General features: G+C 72.0%; 10 protein-coding genes. 3 read left to right on the forward strand and 7 right to left on the reverse strand.

Annotated features, from left to right (window positions below; translation table 11 throughout):
* Window positions 1-35: 35 nt before the first annotated feature.
* Window positions 36-1,721, reverse strand: coding sequence for an ABC transporter ATP-binding protein (locus tag Raf01_RS04310; RefSeq protein ID WP_203916392.1), 1,686 nt, complete (start codon window positions 1,719-1,721; stop codon window positions 36-38).
* A gap of 298 nt (window positions 1,722-2,019) precedes the next feature.
* Here Raf01_RS04310 and Raf01_RS04315 point away from each other — a divergent pair, with 298 nt between their 5' ends.
* Entirely contained in the window at window positions 2,020-2,664 is a 645-nt protein-coding gene (locus Raf01_RS04315; protein WP_203916393.1) for a class I SAM-dependent DNA methyltransferase, read from the forward strand.
* 97 nt (window positions 2,665-2,761) lie between these two features.
* Here Raf01_RS04315 and Raf01_RS04320 read toward each other — a convergent pair whose 3' ends face one another.
* On the reverse strand, window positions 2,762-4,264 hold the full coding sequence (locus tag Raf01_RS04320) for a DNA-3-methyladenine glycosylase 2 family protein (protein WP_203916394.1): 1,503 nt from the start codon (window positions 4,262-4,264) through the stop codon (window positions 2,762-2,764).
* Window positions 4,265-4,409: 145 nt separating this feature from the next.
* Complete coding sequence (locus tag Raf01_RS04325; RefSeq protein WP_203916395.1) at window positions 4,410-5,375, reverse strand: alpha/beta hydrolase; 966 nt, start codon at window positions 5,373-5,375, stop codon at window positions 4,410-4,412.
* Window positions 5,376-5,595: 220 nt separating this feature from the next.
* Between Raf01_RS04325 and Raf01_RS04330 the strand changes: the two genes are divergently transcribed.
* Complete coding sequence (locus Raf01_RS04330) at window positions 5,596-6,042, forward strand: HIT family protein (protein ID WP_203916396.1); 447 nt, start codon at window positions 5,596-5,598, stop codon at window positions 6,040-6,042.
* A gap of 15 nt (window positions 6,043-6,057) precedes the next feature.
* Here Raf01_RS04330 and Raf01_RS04335 read toward each other — a convergent pair whose 3' ends face one another.
* On the reverse strand, window positions 6,058-6,993 hold the full coding sequence (locus Raf01_RS04335) for an ROK family protein (RefSeq protein WP_203916397.1): 936 nt from the start codon (window positions 6,991-6,993) through the stop codon (window positions 6,058-6,060).
* A gap of 192 nt (window positions 6,994-7,185) precedes the next feature.
* Here Raf01_RS04335 and Raf01_RS04340 point away from each other — a divergent pair, with 192 nt between their 5' ends.
* Window positions 7,186-8,226 carry a LacI family DNA-binding transcriptional regulator gene (locus Raf01_RS04340; RefSeq protein WP_203916398.1) on the forward strand — a complete coding sequence of 347 codons (1,041 nt, stop codon included), beginning with the start codon at window positions 7,186-7,188 and terminating at the stop codon, window positions 8,224-8,226.
* 17 nt (window positions 8,227-8,243) lie between these two features.
* Here the strand turns inward: Raf01_RS04340 and Raf01_RS04345 are convergent, their stop codons facing one another.
* The 3 genes from Raf01_RS04345 to Raf01_RS04355 all read right to left on the reverse strand — a co-directional run bounded on the left by Raf01_RS04345 (window position 8,244) and on the right by Raf01_RS04355 (window position 14,516).
* Window positions 8,244-10,727, reverse strand: a complete 2,484-nt coding sequence (locus Raf01_RS04345; protein ID WP_239133364.1) for a glycoside hydrolase family 2 protein — start codon at window positions 10,725-10,727, stop codon at window positions 8,244-8,246.
* A gap of 153 nt (window positions 10,728-10,880) precedes the next feature.
* Window positions 10,881-12,221 (reverse strand): NRAMP family divalent metal transporter, encoded by a 1,341-nt coding sequence (locus Raf01_RS04350; RefSeq protein ID WP_203916400.1) that lies wholly within the window; start codon window positions 12,219-12,221, stop codon window positions 10,881-10,883.
* Window positions 12,222-12,359: 138 nt separating this feature from the next.
* Window positions 12,360-14,516: an amino acid permease gene (locus Raf01_RS04355; protein ID WP_203916401.1), complete on the reverse strand. Its 2,157-nt coding sequence runs from the start codon at window positions 14,514-14,516 to the stop codon at window positions 12,360-12,362.
* Window positions 14,517-14,541 lie beyond the last annotated feature (25 nt).

Genomic DNA, 14,541 nt, shown 5'->3' on the forward strand with positions numbered 1-14,541 from the left:
CTGCCACCCCCAGAAACTTCCGTCCGCCCGTGCCGCTACGCGTCGACGCGGCTGGTCTCCGCCTCGGCGGAGAGCACCGCGCGGTACTCCGGAACCGTCGCCATCAGCTCCGAGTGGGTGCCGACCGCCGCGATCACGCCGTCGCGCAGCAGCGCGACCCGGTCGGCCAGCGCGACGGTCGACGGGCGGTGCACCACGATCAGCGCCGTTGTGTCGCGCAGCACCCTGGCCAGGGCCTCCTCGACCAGCGCCTCGGTGTGCACGTCCAGCGCGGAGAGCGGGTCGTCGAGGACGAGTACCCGCGGCTTGCCGATCACCGCCCGGGCCAGCGCGAGGCGCTGCCGCTGCCCACCGGACAGCGACAACCCCTGCTCGCCGACCCGGGTGTCCAGCCCCCAGGGCAGTTCGTAGACGAATTCGGCCTGGGCGACCGACAGCGCCTCGGCGATCTCCTCGTCGGTCGCGTCCGGCCGGCCCAGCGTCAGGTTCTCCCGTACCGACATCGAGAACAACGTGGGCTCCTCGAACGCCACGCCGACGATCTCGCGCAACGAGTCCAGTCGCAGCGAGCGGACGTCCCGGCCGTCGATCGTGATCCGGCCGCTGGTCACGTCGTAGAGCCGGGGCACCAGCGACACCAGCGAGGTCTTGCCGGAGCCGGTCACTCCGACGATGGCCAGCGTCTCGCCGGGCTCGACCTCCAGGTCGATGTGGCGCAGCACCGGCACGTCGGCGCCCGGGTAGGTGAAGCTCACCGCGTCGAACCGGAGCCGGCCCTCGGCCTGCCGCGCCACAAGCCGGTCCGGACCGTCCACAATGGACGGCTGAACGTCGAACACCTCGTAGATCCGGTCGGCCGCGGTCATCGCCTCCTGGCCGTTCGCGATGATCCAACCCAGCGAGTCGATCGGCCAGATCAGCATCAACTGGAGGGAGACGAACGCGACCAGGCCGCCGACCGTCATTCCGCCGCTGGCCACCGCGTAGGCCCCGCCGACCAGCACGATGGCGAGCGTGACGTTGGGTACCGCGTCGAACTCCGCCCAACTGCGGGCGAGCAGCCGGGCCTTGGCCACCCCGGTGTCGTGCACCAGGCGGGCGCCCGCGTGGAACAGGCCGCCCATGTGTCGCCTGCGGCCGAATGACTTGATCACCCGGATGCCCTGCGCCGACTCCTCCACCAGCGTCGCCAGGTCACCCAGCTGGTCCTGCTGGAGCCGGGAGATGGTCAGGTAGTACCGGGTGAACTTGCGCGACGCGAGGAACAGCGGGACCGAGGACAGCGCGACCACGAGGCCGAGCGGCCAGTACAGCCGCAGCAGGAGCAGCACCACGACGATGTAGGTGCCGAGGTTGACGACCAGGAAGATCAGCCCGAACGACAGGAAGCGCCGGATCACGCCGAGGTCGGTGGTCACTCGGGAGAGCAACTGGCCGGACTGCCAGCGATCGTGGAACGACATCGGCAGGCGCTGGAGGTGCGCGTACAGGTCGTTTCGGATCGCATACTCCATCTGGAGCGAGGTCGTCGACTGGGTCCAGCGTCGAATGAAGATCAACAGAGCCTCGACGAGCCCGAGCAACAGAGCCAACGCACCGAGCAGGAGCAGACCGCCGGGCTGCCGGTGGCGCACCGGACCGTCGACCACCCGCTGCACCACGAGGGGGACGACGATGCTCGCCCCGGTCGCGCCGGCCGCGGCGATGAACATCCAGACCATCGCGACGACGTAGGGGCGCAGATAGCGGCGGAGGCGCCAGAGGCTTGTTAGCGGACGTTTGGGAGGGGAAACGTCAGCAGACACTCCTCGACCGTAGTCGGTCTGTACGACAGTTTACGAGCAAGTTTCCGCTACCCGACCCTCGCGGGTGAGTACCCATCGTTTCACGTGAATCCCTCGTCGGTAAGTGGCGACCGCGAAGCCAGTCCCTACCACCGGTACGGGTGGGCCGGGCGGCCGTGGACCGGGCCCGTCCCGGCGGTACGAGATCCTGATCACTCGACTACCGTGTCCCGCCATGGATGCCGAAGGCTGGTTGGAGGACACCCGCAATTCCTACGACACCGTCGCGGTCAGCTATGCCGACCAGATGCGTGACGCCCTCGCCGGGGAGCCATACGTGCGGGGGATCCTGGCGCTGTTCGCCGACCTGGTTTCCAGTGCCGGTGGCGGGCCGGTGGCGGACGTCGGCTGCGGGCCGGGGCTGGTCACCGGGCACCTGAACGAGCTGGGCGTCGACGCGTTCGGGATCGACCTCTCACCCGCGATGATCGAAGTGGCCCGGCGCGAGCGTCCGGGCCTGCGGTTCGAGGTGGGTTCGATGACCGACCTCACGCTCGGGGACGCGTCGCTGGCCGGTCTGCTCGCCTGGTTCACGCTGATCCACATCCCCGACCACGAGGTGCCCTCGATCTTCGCGCAGTTCCGGCGGGTACTGCGGCCCGGCAGCCCGCTGCTGCTGGGCTTCTATGTCGGCGACGGATCCCGGCTGAAGACCCAGGGCTACGGCGGCCACCCGATGAAGGTGCACGTCCACCGCCGGCCGCCGGAGCGGGTCGCGGACTGGCTACGCGACGCCGGGTTCACGATCGAGGCGCAGATGCTGCTCGACCCGGACGACAGGTTCCCGGTCGCGGTGGTCTTCGCGAGCCTCCGTCCGTGAGCCGGTCGCCCGCTCGGCAGACCGGGAGACCTGACCGCGTTCGGGGGACCTGACCGCGTTCGGGGGACCCGACCGCTTTTGGGAGACCCGACAGCGCTCAGGAGAGCTGCCACAGTCGCAGGACAGCGTACGAGCGCCAGGGTCGCCAGCGCTGGGCGTGCTCGGCGAGCGCGGCCGGGTCGGTGGGGAGCCCGACCGCGGCGGCACCGCGCCGTACCGCGAGGTCGGACGGCAGGAACACGTCCGGGTCGCCGAGCGCGCGCATCGCGATGTAACCGGCGGTCCACACGCCGATTCCGGGCAGGCTGAGCAGGGTGGCCTCGGTGTCGGCGCGGTCGGCGCCGTCGTCGAGGACCAGGTCCCCGGACGCGACCGCGCCGGCGAGCGCGCGGATGGTGTTCCGGCGCGCGACCGGCATGGCGAACGCCTCGTCCGGCGCGCCGGCGACGGCCGCCGCGTCCGGGAACGGCGTGAGCGCGGGATCGCCGGACCCGCCGTCGGCGTCTGTCCCGGCGGTCCGGTCGGTGGTCCGCTCGGCGGTCCGGCCGGCGATGGCGACCAGGCGCCCGAGGACGGTACGCGCGCCGGCCACCGAGATCTGCTGCCCGACGATCGCCCGTACCGCGATCTCGAAGCCGTCCACCGCTCGGGGCACCCGGAGCCCCGGCACCTTCGCGACCGCCGGTGCCAGCAGAGGGTCGGCGCCCAGCGTCTCGTCCACCGCGACCGGATCCGCGTCCAGGTCGAGTAGCCGCCGGCAGCGGGCGACCGCGGGCGCCAGGTCACGCAGGTCGGTCAGGCGCAGGGCGGCCGAGACATACCCGGCCGTCGGCGTGAGCACGACCGTCGCCGGGCCGTGCGGCAGCCGGAGGGCGCGCGTGTAGCTGGTGGTGTCCGCGACCTCGACTCCGGGAACCGCCCGCATCGCGAGGAACTCCAGCAGCGTCGCGGCGTCCAGTGGCGGCCGGTACGCCAGCCGGAGCGTGAGGGTCCCGGGTACCGCGGGCTCGGTTCCGGGTACCGCCGCGCCGGCCCGCCGCCGGGCGGCCTCCCGTAGCACCGACGGTGCACACGCGTACACCTCGCGGAGCGTGTCGTTGAACTGCCGTACCGAGCCGAACCCGGCCGCGAACGCGATCTCGGCCAGGCCCAGGTCGGTCGCCTCGACCAGGGTGCGCGCGGTCTGCGCGCGCTGCGCCCGGGCCAGCGCGAGCGGCCCCGCGCCGAGTTCGGCGGTGAGGATCCGGTTGAGGTGCCGGGTCGTGTACGCGAGCCGGGCGGCCAGCCCCGGTACGCCCTCCCGGTCCACCACGCCGTCGCCGATCAGCCGCATGGCCCGGCCGACCACGTCGGCGCGTACGTCCCACTCGGGAGAGCCGGGGGCGGCGTCCGGGCGGCAGCGCTTGCAGGCTCGGAACCCGGCCCGTTGGGCCGCCGCGGCGGACGGATAGAACCGGACATTCGTCCGCTTGGGCGTGATCGCCGGACAGGACGGGCGGCAGTAGATGCCGGTCGAGGTGACCGCGGTCACGAACCAGCCGTCGAAGCGGGGATCGCGCGAGTCGACCGCCCGGTAACAGCGTTCGAATTCGAGTTCCACGCGACCCATCGTGCCCCGCCGCGAGCCGCGTGGCTCGCGGATTTCGGACATCACTGCCGGCGGCCCGGTCGCGCGACGACGGCAGGCCCGCGTGCGGCGTGCGGCGTGCGGCGGGTCAGCTGCCCGGCGACGCGGGACGCATCGGTCAGTACGCCTCGAGCGCGCCCCGGAGGAACGCCCCGGCCTGGGCGATCGCCGCGCGAGCCGGCCCGGTACCGGCGAGCGAGTTGAGCATCACGAAGTCGTGGATCATGCCCTGGTACCGCACCTCGACGACCGGTACCCCGGCGGTGCGCAGCTTCGACGCGTACGCCTCGCCCTCGTCGCGCAGCACGTCCGCCTCGTCCGTGATGATCAGCGTCGGCGGTAGCCCGCGCAGGTCGTCGACGCTGGCCCGCAGCGGCGACGCGGTCGGGTCGGTTCGCTGCTGCTCGTCCGGGAGGTACTGGTCCCAGTACCACATCATCTGTTGCCGGTCGAGATAGAACCCCTCGGCGAACTCGTGGTACGAGTCGGTGTCGAAGTTCGCGTCCGTCACCGGGTAGAACAGCACCTGCTCCAGAAAGCGCGGCCCGCCCCGCTGCTTGGCGAGCATCGTCAGCACGGTCGCCAGGTTCCCGCCGACCGAGTCCCCGGCCACCGCCATGCGCGCCCCGTTGAGGTTGTGCTCGCCGCCGTGTTCCGCGGCCCACGCCGCGACCGCGAAGCACTCCTCCAGCGCGACCGGGTACCGCGCCTCCGGCGACCTGCTGTACTCGGGAAACACGATCGCGGCCCCGGAGAGCACGCACAGTTCACGGATCAGCCGGTCGTGCGTGTTCGCGTCGCCGAACACCCAACCGGCGCCGTGCAGGTACACCACGACCGGCAGTGCGCCCTGCGCGTTCTTCGGGCGCACGATCCTGACCGGTACCTGTCCGGACGGGCCGCCGGGCACCATCAGTTCCTGCATGTCCACATCCGGCTTGGGAATCGGGTTGGACTGCAACTGGTTGAGCGTCTCCCGGCCTTGTGCGGGCGGCATCTCGAACAGGAACGGCGGCTTCGCTGCCACCTCGGCGACCTCGCGCGCGGCCGAATCGAGTACGACGGTTGTGGTCTTCTGTGACATGACGCGTCCTGTTCTCGCGGCGGTTCGCACCGCGGTCGGCGGGTGGTTCGACGCCGGCGTCGAGGCCCGGCGCCCGATACGGACTACACACGCTTCCCGCCGCCTACCCCGACGGATGGCCGTCAAACGCCAGGCGGATCCCCTCGGGGGCGGCGAGGAGCACAATGGCCAAGTCCCCACGGCGGGCCCACGGATCGTCAGAAAGTCGGGTACCCCTCTGATGCATGCCGACGACTGCGTCTTCTGCCAGATCGTGCGCGGGCAGTTGCCCGCCAGCTACGCGTACGCCGACGACGACGTCGTCGCGTTCATGGACCTGCACCCGGTCACGCCGGGGCATCTGCTGGTCGTGCCGCGGGAGCACGCGTCCGGGTTGGTGGACCTGGACGAGGCGACCGGGTTGCGGGTGTGGCTGGTGGCGCACCGGCTGGCGCGCGCACTGCGGCACACCAAGCTGCGCTGCGAGGGAGTCAACCTGTTCCTCGCCGACGGCGCGGTCGCGTTCCAGCAGGTGTTCCACACACACCTGCACGTGGTGCCGCGCTTCGGCGGGGACGGCGTGCGCATCGACGCGCAGCCGCGCCAGACGCAGCGCTCCGACCTGGACTCCGCCGCGGCGGCGGTGCGTGCGGGATTGCGCCGCCTGGCGGTCGCCGAGTCGGACTAGCTTCGGTCGCGTCGGTCAGGCGGCGCAGGGCGAACCGGTGGCCGCGAGGGCCAGCGCGGCCGCGCCGAACAGGCCGGCGTCGGCGCCCAGGCCGCTGCGATCGATGCGTACCCGCCGGATGAACGCCGGACCGGCCAGCCGGAGCACCTCGTCCCGGATCCGCCCGAACAGCAGGTCGTGCGCGCCGGTCGCGACGCCCCCGCCGATGACCACGTCGTCCAGGTCGGCGAGGGCCGACGCGCACAGCACCGCGAGCGCGATCGCGTCGGCGGCGCGGTCGAACGCGCGACGGGCGATCGGGTCGCCGGCCCGCGCGCAGTCGGCGAGCCCCCGGGTGTCCGTGCCGTCCGGCCCGCACCAACCCTGCGCGTGCGCCCATCGCAGGATCGACGGGCCGCTGGCGAACATCTCCACGCAGCCGCGCCCGCCGCACGGGCAGTCCGGCCCCCGCGGGTCGATGACCATGTGGCCGATGTGGCCGGCATTGCCGGTCGGGCCGGCCTGGATCTCGCCGTCGAGCACGAAGCCGCCGCCGACACCGGTGGACACGACCATGCCCAGCAGCGCGCGCGAGGTGCTGTGACCGCGCCAGTATTCGCCGAGGGCCATGCAGTGCCCGTCGCCGGCCAGCCGCACCGCTCGGCCCGGCAGCGCCCGGCGCACCAGGTCGACGATGGGGAAGCCGCGCCACGCCGGAATGTTGATCGGGCTGACCGTGCCGCCGGCCGGGTCGATCGGGCCGGCCGAGCCGATGCCGACCGCGTCCGGTTGCCGCCCGGCGTCGGCGATCGCGTCGGCCAACACCCGCAGGACGGCGTCGCCGAGTGTCTCCGCGCTCTCCCGCGCCGGGGTGGGGATCTGCCTGCGGGACAGCATCGTGCCGTCGTCGCCGATGACGGCGGCGGCCAGTTTGGTCCCGCCGACGTCGAGGGCAACGGCGATCCGGAACAAGAAGATCACCCTCCAGGCCGGGCACTGAACCGGATAAGTGGATAGACCCTACGAGCGCATCCGGTGGGCTGTCAATGGTCGATGAACCGCGTCATCCAACGCCCCAGCGGCTGGCTGACCGGGTACGCGACGCGAGGCGGTCGGTCCGGTGTGGACAGGTACTTAACCGTGTTAGCTTGTGCTCCGGGGAGGATGAGCTTGAAGCGTCCGACGATCGCCGACATCGCCCGGCTGGCCGGGGTGTCCAAGGGCGCGGTCTCCTATGCGCTCAACGGGCAGCCGGGGGTGTCCGAGTCGACCCGACGTCGGGTGCTCGCCATCGCAGAGGAGATCGGCTGGAATCCCAACGGCGCCGCCCGCGCGCTGTCCGGGGCGCCCAGTCACACGGTCGGGATGGTGCTGCACCGCCCGGCGCGGATTCTCGGCGTGGAGCCGTTCTTCATGGAGCTGATCAGTGGCGTCGAGGCCGAGTTGTCGGCCCGCTCGTACGCGCTGACGCTCCAGGTCGTCGCCGACCAGCCGGCCGAGATCGCGGTCTACCGGCGCTGGTGGGGCGAGCGGCGGGTGGACGGCGTACTGGTCTGCGACCTGCGGGTCGACGATCCGCGGATTCCGGTCCTGAGCGAGCTGACCCTGCCCACGGTCGTGGTCGGCATGCTGGGGGAGTCGGCGGAACTGGTCAGCGTGTGGTCCGACGACGCGGCAGCCGTGGTCGAGGCGGTGGAATATCTGAGCGCGCTCGGGCACCGGCACATCGCCCGCGTGGGCGGGCTGCCCGAGCTGCGGCACACCGCGGCACGTACCGCGGCGTTCGAGGAGGTGTGCCGGCGGCTGGAGGTGGCCCCGGCGCTGACCATCTCGACCGACTACACCGGTGAGGACGGTGCCCGGGCCACCCGCCGGCTGCTCAGCTCGCCGCGGCGCCCGACCGCGATCCTCTACGACAATGACGTGATGGCCGTCGCCGGGCTCGCGGTGGCGCACGAGATGGGCTTCTCCGTGCCGGCCGACGTGTCGCTGGTCGCCTGGGACGACTCGGTACTGTGCCAGCTCGTTCATCCGCCGCTGACCGCGCTGTCCCGGGACATCCCGGCGTACGGCGGGCACGCCGCCCGCCAGCTGCTCGACGTCATCACCGGGCTGCCCGCGTCCTCGGTACAGGACGAGACGGCCCACCTGATCCCGAGAGGCAGCACGGCCGCGCCGCCTTCCGCGACGGGCCGGGGCGCTTAACCGGTACAGCTGCCCGACTAGTCGCGGATGTCGTTCACGCAGCGCAGTACCGGGCGGCTCAGCAGGTCCGGTACCGGCAACGGTCGCGCCGAACGCACGGTGAACGTCGCCGACTCGCCCGGCAGCAGCGTCACCAGCGCGTCGTCCACGTCGGCCGAGGGGTCCAGGCGGTCCGGGAACAGGGTCAGGTCGCGCAGGATGCTCTGTGCGGTCACGGTGACCAGGACGGCACCGTCGGCGTGTTCGGCGCTGGCGGTAAAGCGTGCCTCGGGGTACGCGATGTCCCGGTCCTCGGCGAAGAACCACCAGGCGGTCGAGCCGCCGGGGGCGCTCGCGCGCAGCAGTTCGTCCGGGCGCGTGTCCCGGGTCAGCTCAGCCGGCAGCTCCACGGTCCGGGAACTCTGCGCAGGCAGCGACAGGTCGAGGTCGAACGTGGCACGCGGCTCACCGGCCAGCGTGTACCGCGTCACCTCCACCGGTACCGTCCAGTCGTCCACGCTGTCGTTGACCGCGACCAGTACCGGCGAGGAGTCCGCGTCGCGCGGCTGGATGGTCAGCAGCCGCGGTGCGAAGCTGCGCCGCATCTGGTACCACACCGGCTTGCGGCGCTCGTCCGCGTCCACTGTGGACCATGAGATGACCGGCCAGTCATCGTTCAGCTGCCAGAAGATCGCACCCATGCACACCGGCCGGAGCGACCGGAAGTGCTCCACGCCGACGCTCAGCGCCCGCGCCTGGTTGACCTGCGTCAGGTAGTGCCAGTCGTCGAAGTCGCGCGGCTCCGGCAGGTGCGCGGCCAGTCCCCGGGCCAGCTTCCCGGCGCCGCCCTCGGCCTTCTGGCGGCCTGCCATCCCGGGCGAGGTCGGCGTCAGCGGCTCGTCGGAGATGGCCCGGCGCAGCGTCGTGTACGCCGGGGGAGCCTGGTAGCCGAACTCCGCCACGAACCGCGGCACGTACTCGCGGTACTTGGTGTAGTCGTCGGTGTTCCACACGTCCCAGATGTGCATGGAGCCGTGCGCCGGGTCGTTCGGGTGCAGTTCCCGGGTGCCAGAGTAGGGGCTGCCCGGCCAGTACGGGCGGGTCGGGTCCAGCCGGCCCATCAAATCCGGCAGTACCTCGAAGTAGAACCCGGCTCCCCAGGTGCGCCCGGCGAGCTTGTCCTTCCAGCCCCAGTCCTCGTGGCCCCACAGGTTCTCGTTGTTGCCGGTCCACAGCAGCAGGCTGGGATGGTGGGCGAGCCGCACGATCTGCTGGGCCGCCTCGGCCGCGACCTCGCTCGCGAACGGCTCCTCCTCCGGGTACGCCGCGCAGGCGAACGGGAAGTCCTGACCAACCATCAGCCCCAGTTCGTCGGCGACGTCGTAGAAGTCGTCGTTCTCGTAGATGCCGCCGCCCCAGACCCGGACGAAGTTGACGTTCGCCTCCAGTGCCTGGCGCAGCCGCCGCTCGTACCGCGGCCGGTCGACCCGGGTGATGAGCGCGTCGTCCGGGATCCAGTTGACGCCGCGGGCGAACACCGGAACGTCGTTGACCACGATGGTGTACGCCGATCCGGCCGCGTCCGCGCCGGTGTCCAGCCGTACCGAACGGAACCCGATCCGCCGCCGCCAGGAGTCCAGCGGGTCACCGTCCATCGTGGACAGAGACAGCTCGGCGTCATACCGATCCGGCTGGCCGAACCCGTGCGGCCACCACAGCCGGGGATCGGCCACCGCGAGCTGCAGTTCGGCGTCGAGCCGCCCGGGCTCGACCACCACCTCGGTCTCCACCCGGGTGTTGTGGCCGGACACCGAGGCGTGCAGCCGCACCGGGGACGTGCCAGGCCGTTCCAACCGGACCCGCAGCCGTACCCGTCCCTCGCCGCCGTCCACGGTGACCAGCGGGCGCACCTCGTCGAGCCGGGCCTCGCGCCACGCGTGCAGCCCGATCGGCTGCCAGATGCCAGCGGTGACCAGGGTCAGTCCCCAGTCCCAACCGAAGTTGCAGGCCATCTTGCGGATGAAGTTGAACGGCTCGGGGTACGCGTTGGGACGGTCGCCGAGCCGGTCGCGCATCCGCTCGGCGTACCGGTACGCCGACTCGAAGCGCACCTCCAGCTCATTGGCGCCGGGCCGCAGGGCGTCGGCGACCGGGAACCGGTACTGCCGGTGCATGTTGGCGCTCCGACCGACCGGCTGCCCGTTGAGCGTGACGGTCGCGACCGTGTCCAGCCCGGCGCACACCAGGTCGACCTGCCCGTCGCCGGGCCCGGCCCAGTCGAACGTGGTCCGGTAAGACCAGTCGGTGCGGCCGATCCAGGCCAGCGCGTGCTCGTTGTCGCCGAGGAACGGGTCCGGGATGAGGCCGGCGTCCAGCAGATCGGTGTGCACGCAACCGGGGACGGTCGCGGGAACCGGCTGCGTGCCGACCGGTGGCTCCGGTGCCGGCGACGTGCCGGACGGTTCGGCGGGCTGCGCCACGGTCAGAGTCCAGCCATCGTGCAGTGGGTGGTAAGAGCTCACGCCTGTCTCCTGCGTCGCGGGCGTCGCGGTGGGGTCCGGCCGGTCGCGGCTGCGTCGCGCCATCGTGGGAGGTCCCAGCACTGAACCGGATAAGTAAGCTCACGCTAGGGTGGATCTCCGTACGGTGTCAACACCGCGCGGCGGCCGGCACGGTCAGCGATCGATGAGGTTCAGCTGCTGGGCGAGGTAGATGACCGACAGTGCGGAGAGAACCACGGCGATGGCCCACCCGGCGACCAGCAGCGGACGGCGGGTACGCACACCGTCCAGCAGCCGGGTGTTCCCGGCCGCCAGTACCAGCATGACCAGGCCGACCGGGGTGGCGATGCCGGCCACGATGCTCGCCCCGAACAGCAGCCGGATCGGGTCGACCCCGGCCATGCTCAGTCCGACGCCGGCCGCCATCAGGCCGGCCAGCGCCAGGTAGAACCTCCGTGCCTCGCGCGGCTTGCGGGACAGCCCGCGCGGCCAGTCGAAGACCGCCGCCATGGCCAGGGCGCCGGTGGCTGTGATGACCGGCACAGCGACCACCGCGGAGGCGAACAGCCCGATCGCGAACAGCTCGCTGGCGAATTGCCCGGCCACCGGGCGCAGCGCCGCCGCTGCCGCCTCGGGCGAGTCCGCGTGCCGGTGGTGGACGCCCAGGGTGGCACCGCTGGCGACCAGGATGGACCAGAACACCGCGATGGCCAGCACGGTGCCGGAGACCGCGTCGAGTTGGCGCAGCCGCAGCCAGCCCCGGGCGGCTGGCTGCTCGACCTGCTGCACGGTCTGCCACATGTAGGTGTAGGCGGTCACCGTGGTACCCAGCAGAGCCAGGGCGCCTTCGATGTAGTCGTGGGTGAGGCGCAGTCGGGGTACGAAGCTCCCGTGCGCCACCTGTACCCAGTCGGGGTGGGCCAGGATCGCGGCCACCGCGTACGCGAGCAGGCACAGCAGCACGTATTTGAGCACCCGGTCGAGTTCGTCGTACCCGCCGGCGAACATGAGCCCGAGCAGCACCACGGCAAGCGGTGCCGCGAACCATCGCCAGCCGACGCCGGTGAGCAGTTCAAGAGCGGCGGCGCCGCCCTCCAGGTCGGCCGCGATGGTCACCACGTTGACCGCGAGGATCGAGGCGAGCAGCACGGCCGCCGGCACCCGCCCGTAACCTTCGACCACCAGTTGCTGAAGGTCGCGACGGCTCAGGAAACCCACCCGGGTGGCCAGCGTCTGCACCACGGCGAGTACCGGGAAGGTCAGCAGCGTCAGCCAGGCCAGCCCGTACCGGGTGGTGGCGCCGACCACCACGAGTGTGGCCACGGTCGTCGGGTCGGTGGCGGCGGCACCGGCGACCAGGCCGGGTCCGACCACGCGGAAGACGTCCCGCTTGGTCGGCTCCCCGTGGTGCTCCAGGACCTCGGCCGAGCCGCTGTACCCGGCGCAGCCGCTGTCGCGGTTCGCGACCGGAACCGGGTCCTCGTCCGGAGGTGGGTTCCGGTCCGAAACCGACACGCGGTACCCCCGTCCGGTACGTCGGCGCTTCCCCGTGCTTACCGCGAGGACCCGCCGGCAAACCGCCGTACCGGCGAGGCGCCGCCCGTTCGTGGTCGCGTCGCCGCGGATCCCGGCCGCGTCCGTCGCCGGCCGCGCTCAGGGCACGTGCAGCGGGACACTGGTGACCACGACGCCGGGCAGGTCGCGCAGGGCCCGTCGCAACCGGGGCGGCAACTGGCCGTGCAGCACCCGTTCCCACCACCGCGACACCACGATCTCGGGCAGCACCACGGTGAGCGTGATGTCCGGCCGTACCAGGTGCAGCGCCTCCAGATAGCCGGTCAGCACCGGTACCACCGCCCGGTACGGCGAAACGATGATCTCCAGTCGTACGTGGTCGCCCCAGCTCTCCCACTGCTGCCGGAACCGCTCGTCCTCCTCGTCGTCCGGGCTGACGTGCACGGCGAGCACCGGCTGGCCGAGCGAGGCGGCGTACGCCAGGGCGTGCAGCGACGGCAGGTCCAGCCGGGCCACCGGTACCACGGACAGGTGGCGCAACTCCTGCGGACGCTCGGCGCCCTCTGGGACGGCACGGGCGGCGGTGGCCGCTCCGACCGCGTCATAGTGCCTCCGGATGAGCACCGCCAGCAGGATCAGCAGCGGTACGGCGGCCACCACCACCCAGGCGCCCTCCGCGAACTTCGCGATGGCCGCGGTCACCAGCACCACCGCGGAGAGCACCGCACCGAGCGCGTTGATCACCAGGCTCTTGCGCCAGTGCGGACCGCGCACCCGGGTCCAGTGCCGGACCATGCCGGCCTGGGACAGCGTGAAGGCCAGGAAGACGCCGACCGCGTAGAGCGGGATGAGCGAGTGGGTACGGCCGTGGAACGCGATGAACAGCACGGTCGCGGCGACGGACAGGGTCAGGATGCCGTTGCTGAACACCAGGCGGTCGCCCATCCGCAGGAACGGCCGGGGCGCGAAGCCGTCGCGGGCCATGAAGAACAGCAGCCGGGGAAAGTCCTGGAACGCCGTGTTCGCGGCCAGCAGCAGGATCAGCGCGGTGGTCGCCTGCAGGTACGCGTACAGCGGCCCGGCCGGCAAGGTACGGCGGCCGAGTTGCGACAGCACGGTCTGGTTCGGCCGGGGTACCACGCCCTGCAGGTGGATCAGCACCATCAGCCCGGCGAACATCACCACCAGCAACGAGATCATCCAGGTCAGCGTGGTGCGGGCGTTGCGCCACTCCGGCGGCTTGAACACGGGCACCGCGTTGGACACCGCCTCGATCCCGGTCATCGAGGTGGCCCCGGAGGCGAAGGCGCGCAGCACCAGCATCACGCCCAGCGCCTGGGTCACCGCCACTTTCGGCGCCGGTACCGGGGCGAAGCCGCGCCGGGCGGCCTGCACCGCGCCGAACCCGAGCAGCAGCGCGATGCCGAGGACGAACGCGTACGTCGGCGCCGCGAACGCCCGGCCCGCCGAACGCACCCCGCGCAGGTTGCCGCCGAGCAGCACCGCGATCACCACGATGCCCATCGGTACCGCGAACGGAGCCAGGCCGGGCAGCGCCGAGCTGATGGCGTCCACGCCGGCTGCCACCGACACCGAGACGGTGAGGATGTAGTCCATCATGAGCCCGGCCGCCGCGGCCAGGCCGAGCCGGTGACCGAGGTTGTCGCTGGCCACGATGTACGAGCCGGCGCCGTGCGGGTACGCGCGGACAGTCTGCCGGTACGACACGCCCACCGTGACCATCAGGACGACGATCGCCGCCGCGATCGGCAGGGACAGGCCCAGCGCCGCGCTCCCGGCGAGCACCAGCACGTTCAGCATGGCCTCGGGCCCGTACGCCACCGAGGAGAGCAGGTCGGAGGAGAGCACCGGCAGCCCGACCAGCTTGCGCATGCGCTCCTGCACCACCGCCGCGCTGCCCAGCGGCGGCCCGAGCAGTACCCGCCGGATCCTTGACTGGGTCCGCAGGCGCGGCGGGGCCGGTGGCTCGCGCGCGGTGGCCACCAGTTCGTCCGGCGCCTCGGCCCGAAACATCTCCACCGGCGCGAACCGGCTGAACCGGCTCGGCTGCGGGGTGACCCGTTGGCGGCCCAGTTCGGGGTCCAGCGGCAGCCCGCCCTCCCGGGGTACCCGCGCCCGGTGCGCCTGCGCCCACTGCCGGCCGACCTCGGCCAGAACCTCCAGTTCATGCTCGGTCAGCGGAGGGAGGCACGCGGACGGGCTGAACGTGACCACCGGCGGGGGCTCCGGCGGCTCGCCCGGCTTCTCGTCCGGCGGCCCCCTCCGTTCGCCCATCGGTACCGTTCCTCGCCTGTCCGCC

This window comes from Rugosimonospora africana, from assembly GCF_016862975.1.
GTDB classification, from domain to species: Bacteria; Actinomycetota; Actinomycetes; order Mycobacteriales; family Micromonosporaceae; genus Rugosimonospora; species Rugosimonospora africana.

Bases quoted from the DNA above. Each gene is read 5' to 3' on its own strand.
- Raf01_RS04330 (WP_203916396.1), top strand. From the start codon at position 5,596: ATGCATGCCGACGACTGCGTCTTCTGCCAGATCGTGCGCGGGCAGTTG.
- Raf01_RS04310 (WP_203916392.1), bottom strand. From the start codon at position 1,721: ATGGTCTGGATGTTCATCGCCGCGGCCGGCGCGACCGGGGCGAGCATC.
- Raf01_RS04340 (WP_203916398.1), top strand. From the start codon at position 7,186: ATGAGCTTGAAGCGTCCGACGATCGCCGACATCGCCCGGCTGGCCGGG.
- Raf01_RS04325 (WP_203916395.1), bottom strand. From the start codon at position 5,375: ATGTCACAGAAGACCACAACCGTCGTACTCGATTCGGCCGCGCGCGAG.
- Raf01_RS04355 (WP_203916401.1), bottom strand. From the start codon at position 14,516: ATGGGCGAACGGAGGGGGCCGCCGGACGAGAAGCCGGGCGAGCCGCCG.
- Raf01_RS04315 (WP_203916393.1), top strand. From the start codon at position 2,020: ATGGATGCCGAAGGCTGGTTGGAGGACACCCGCAATTCCTACGACACC.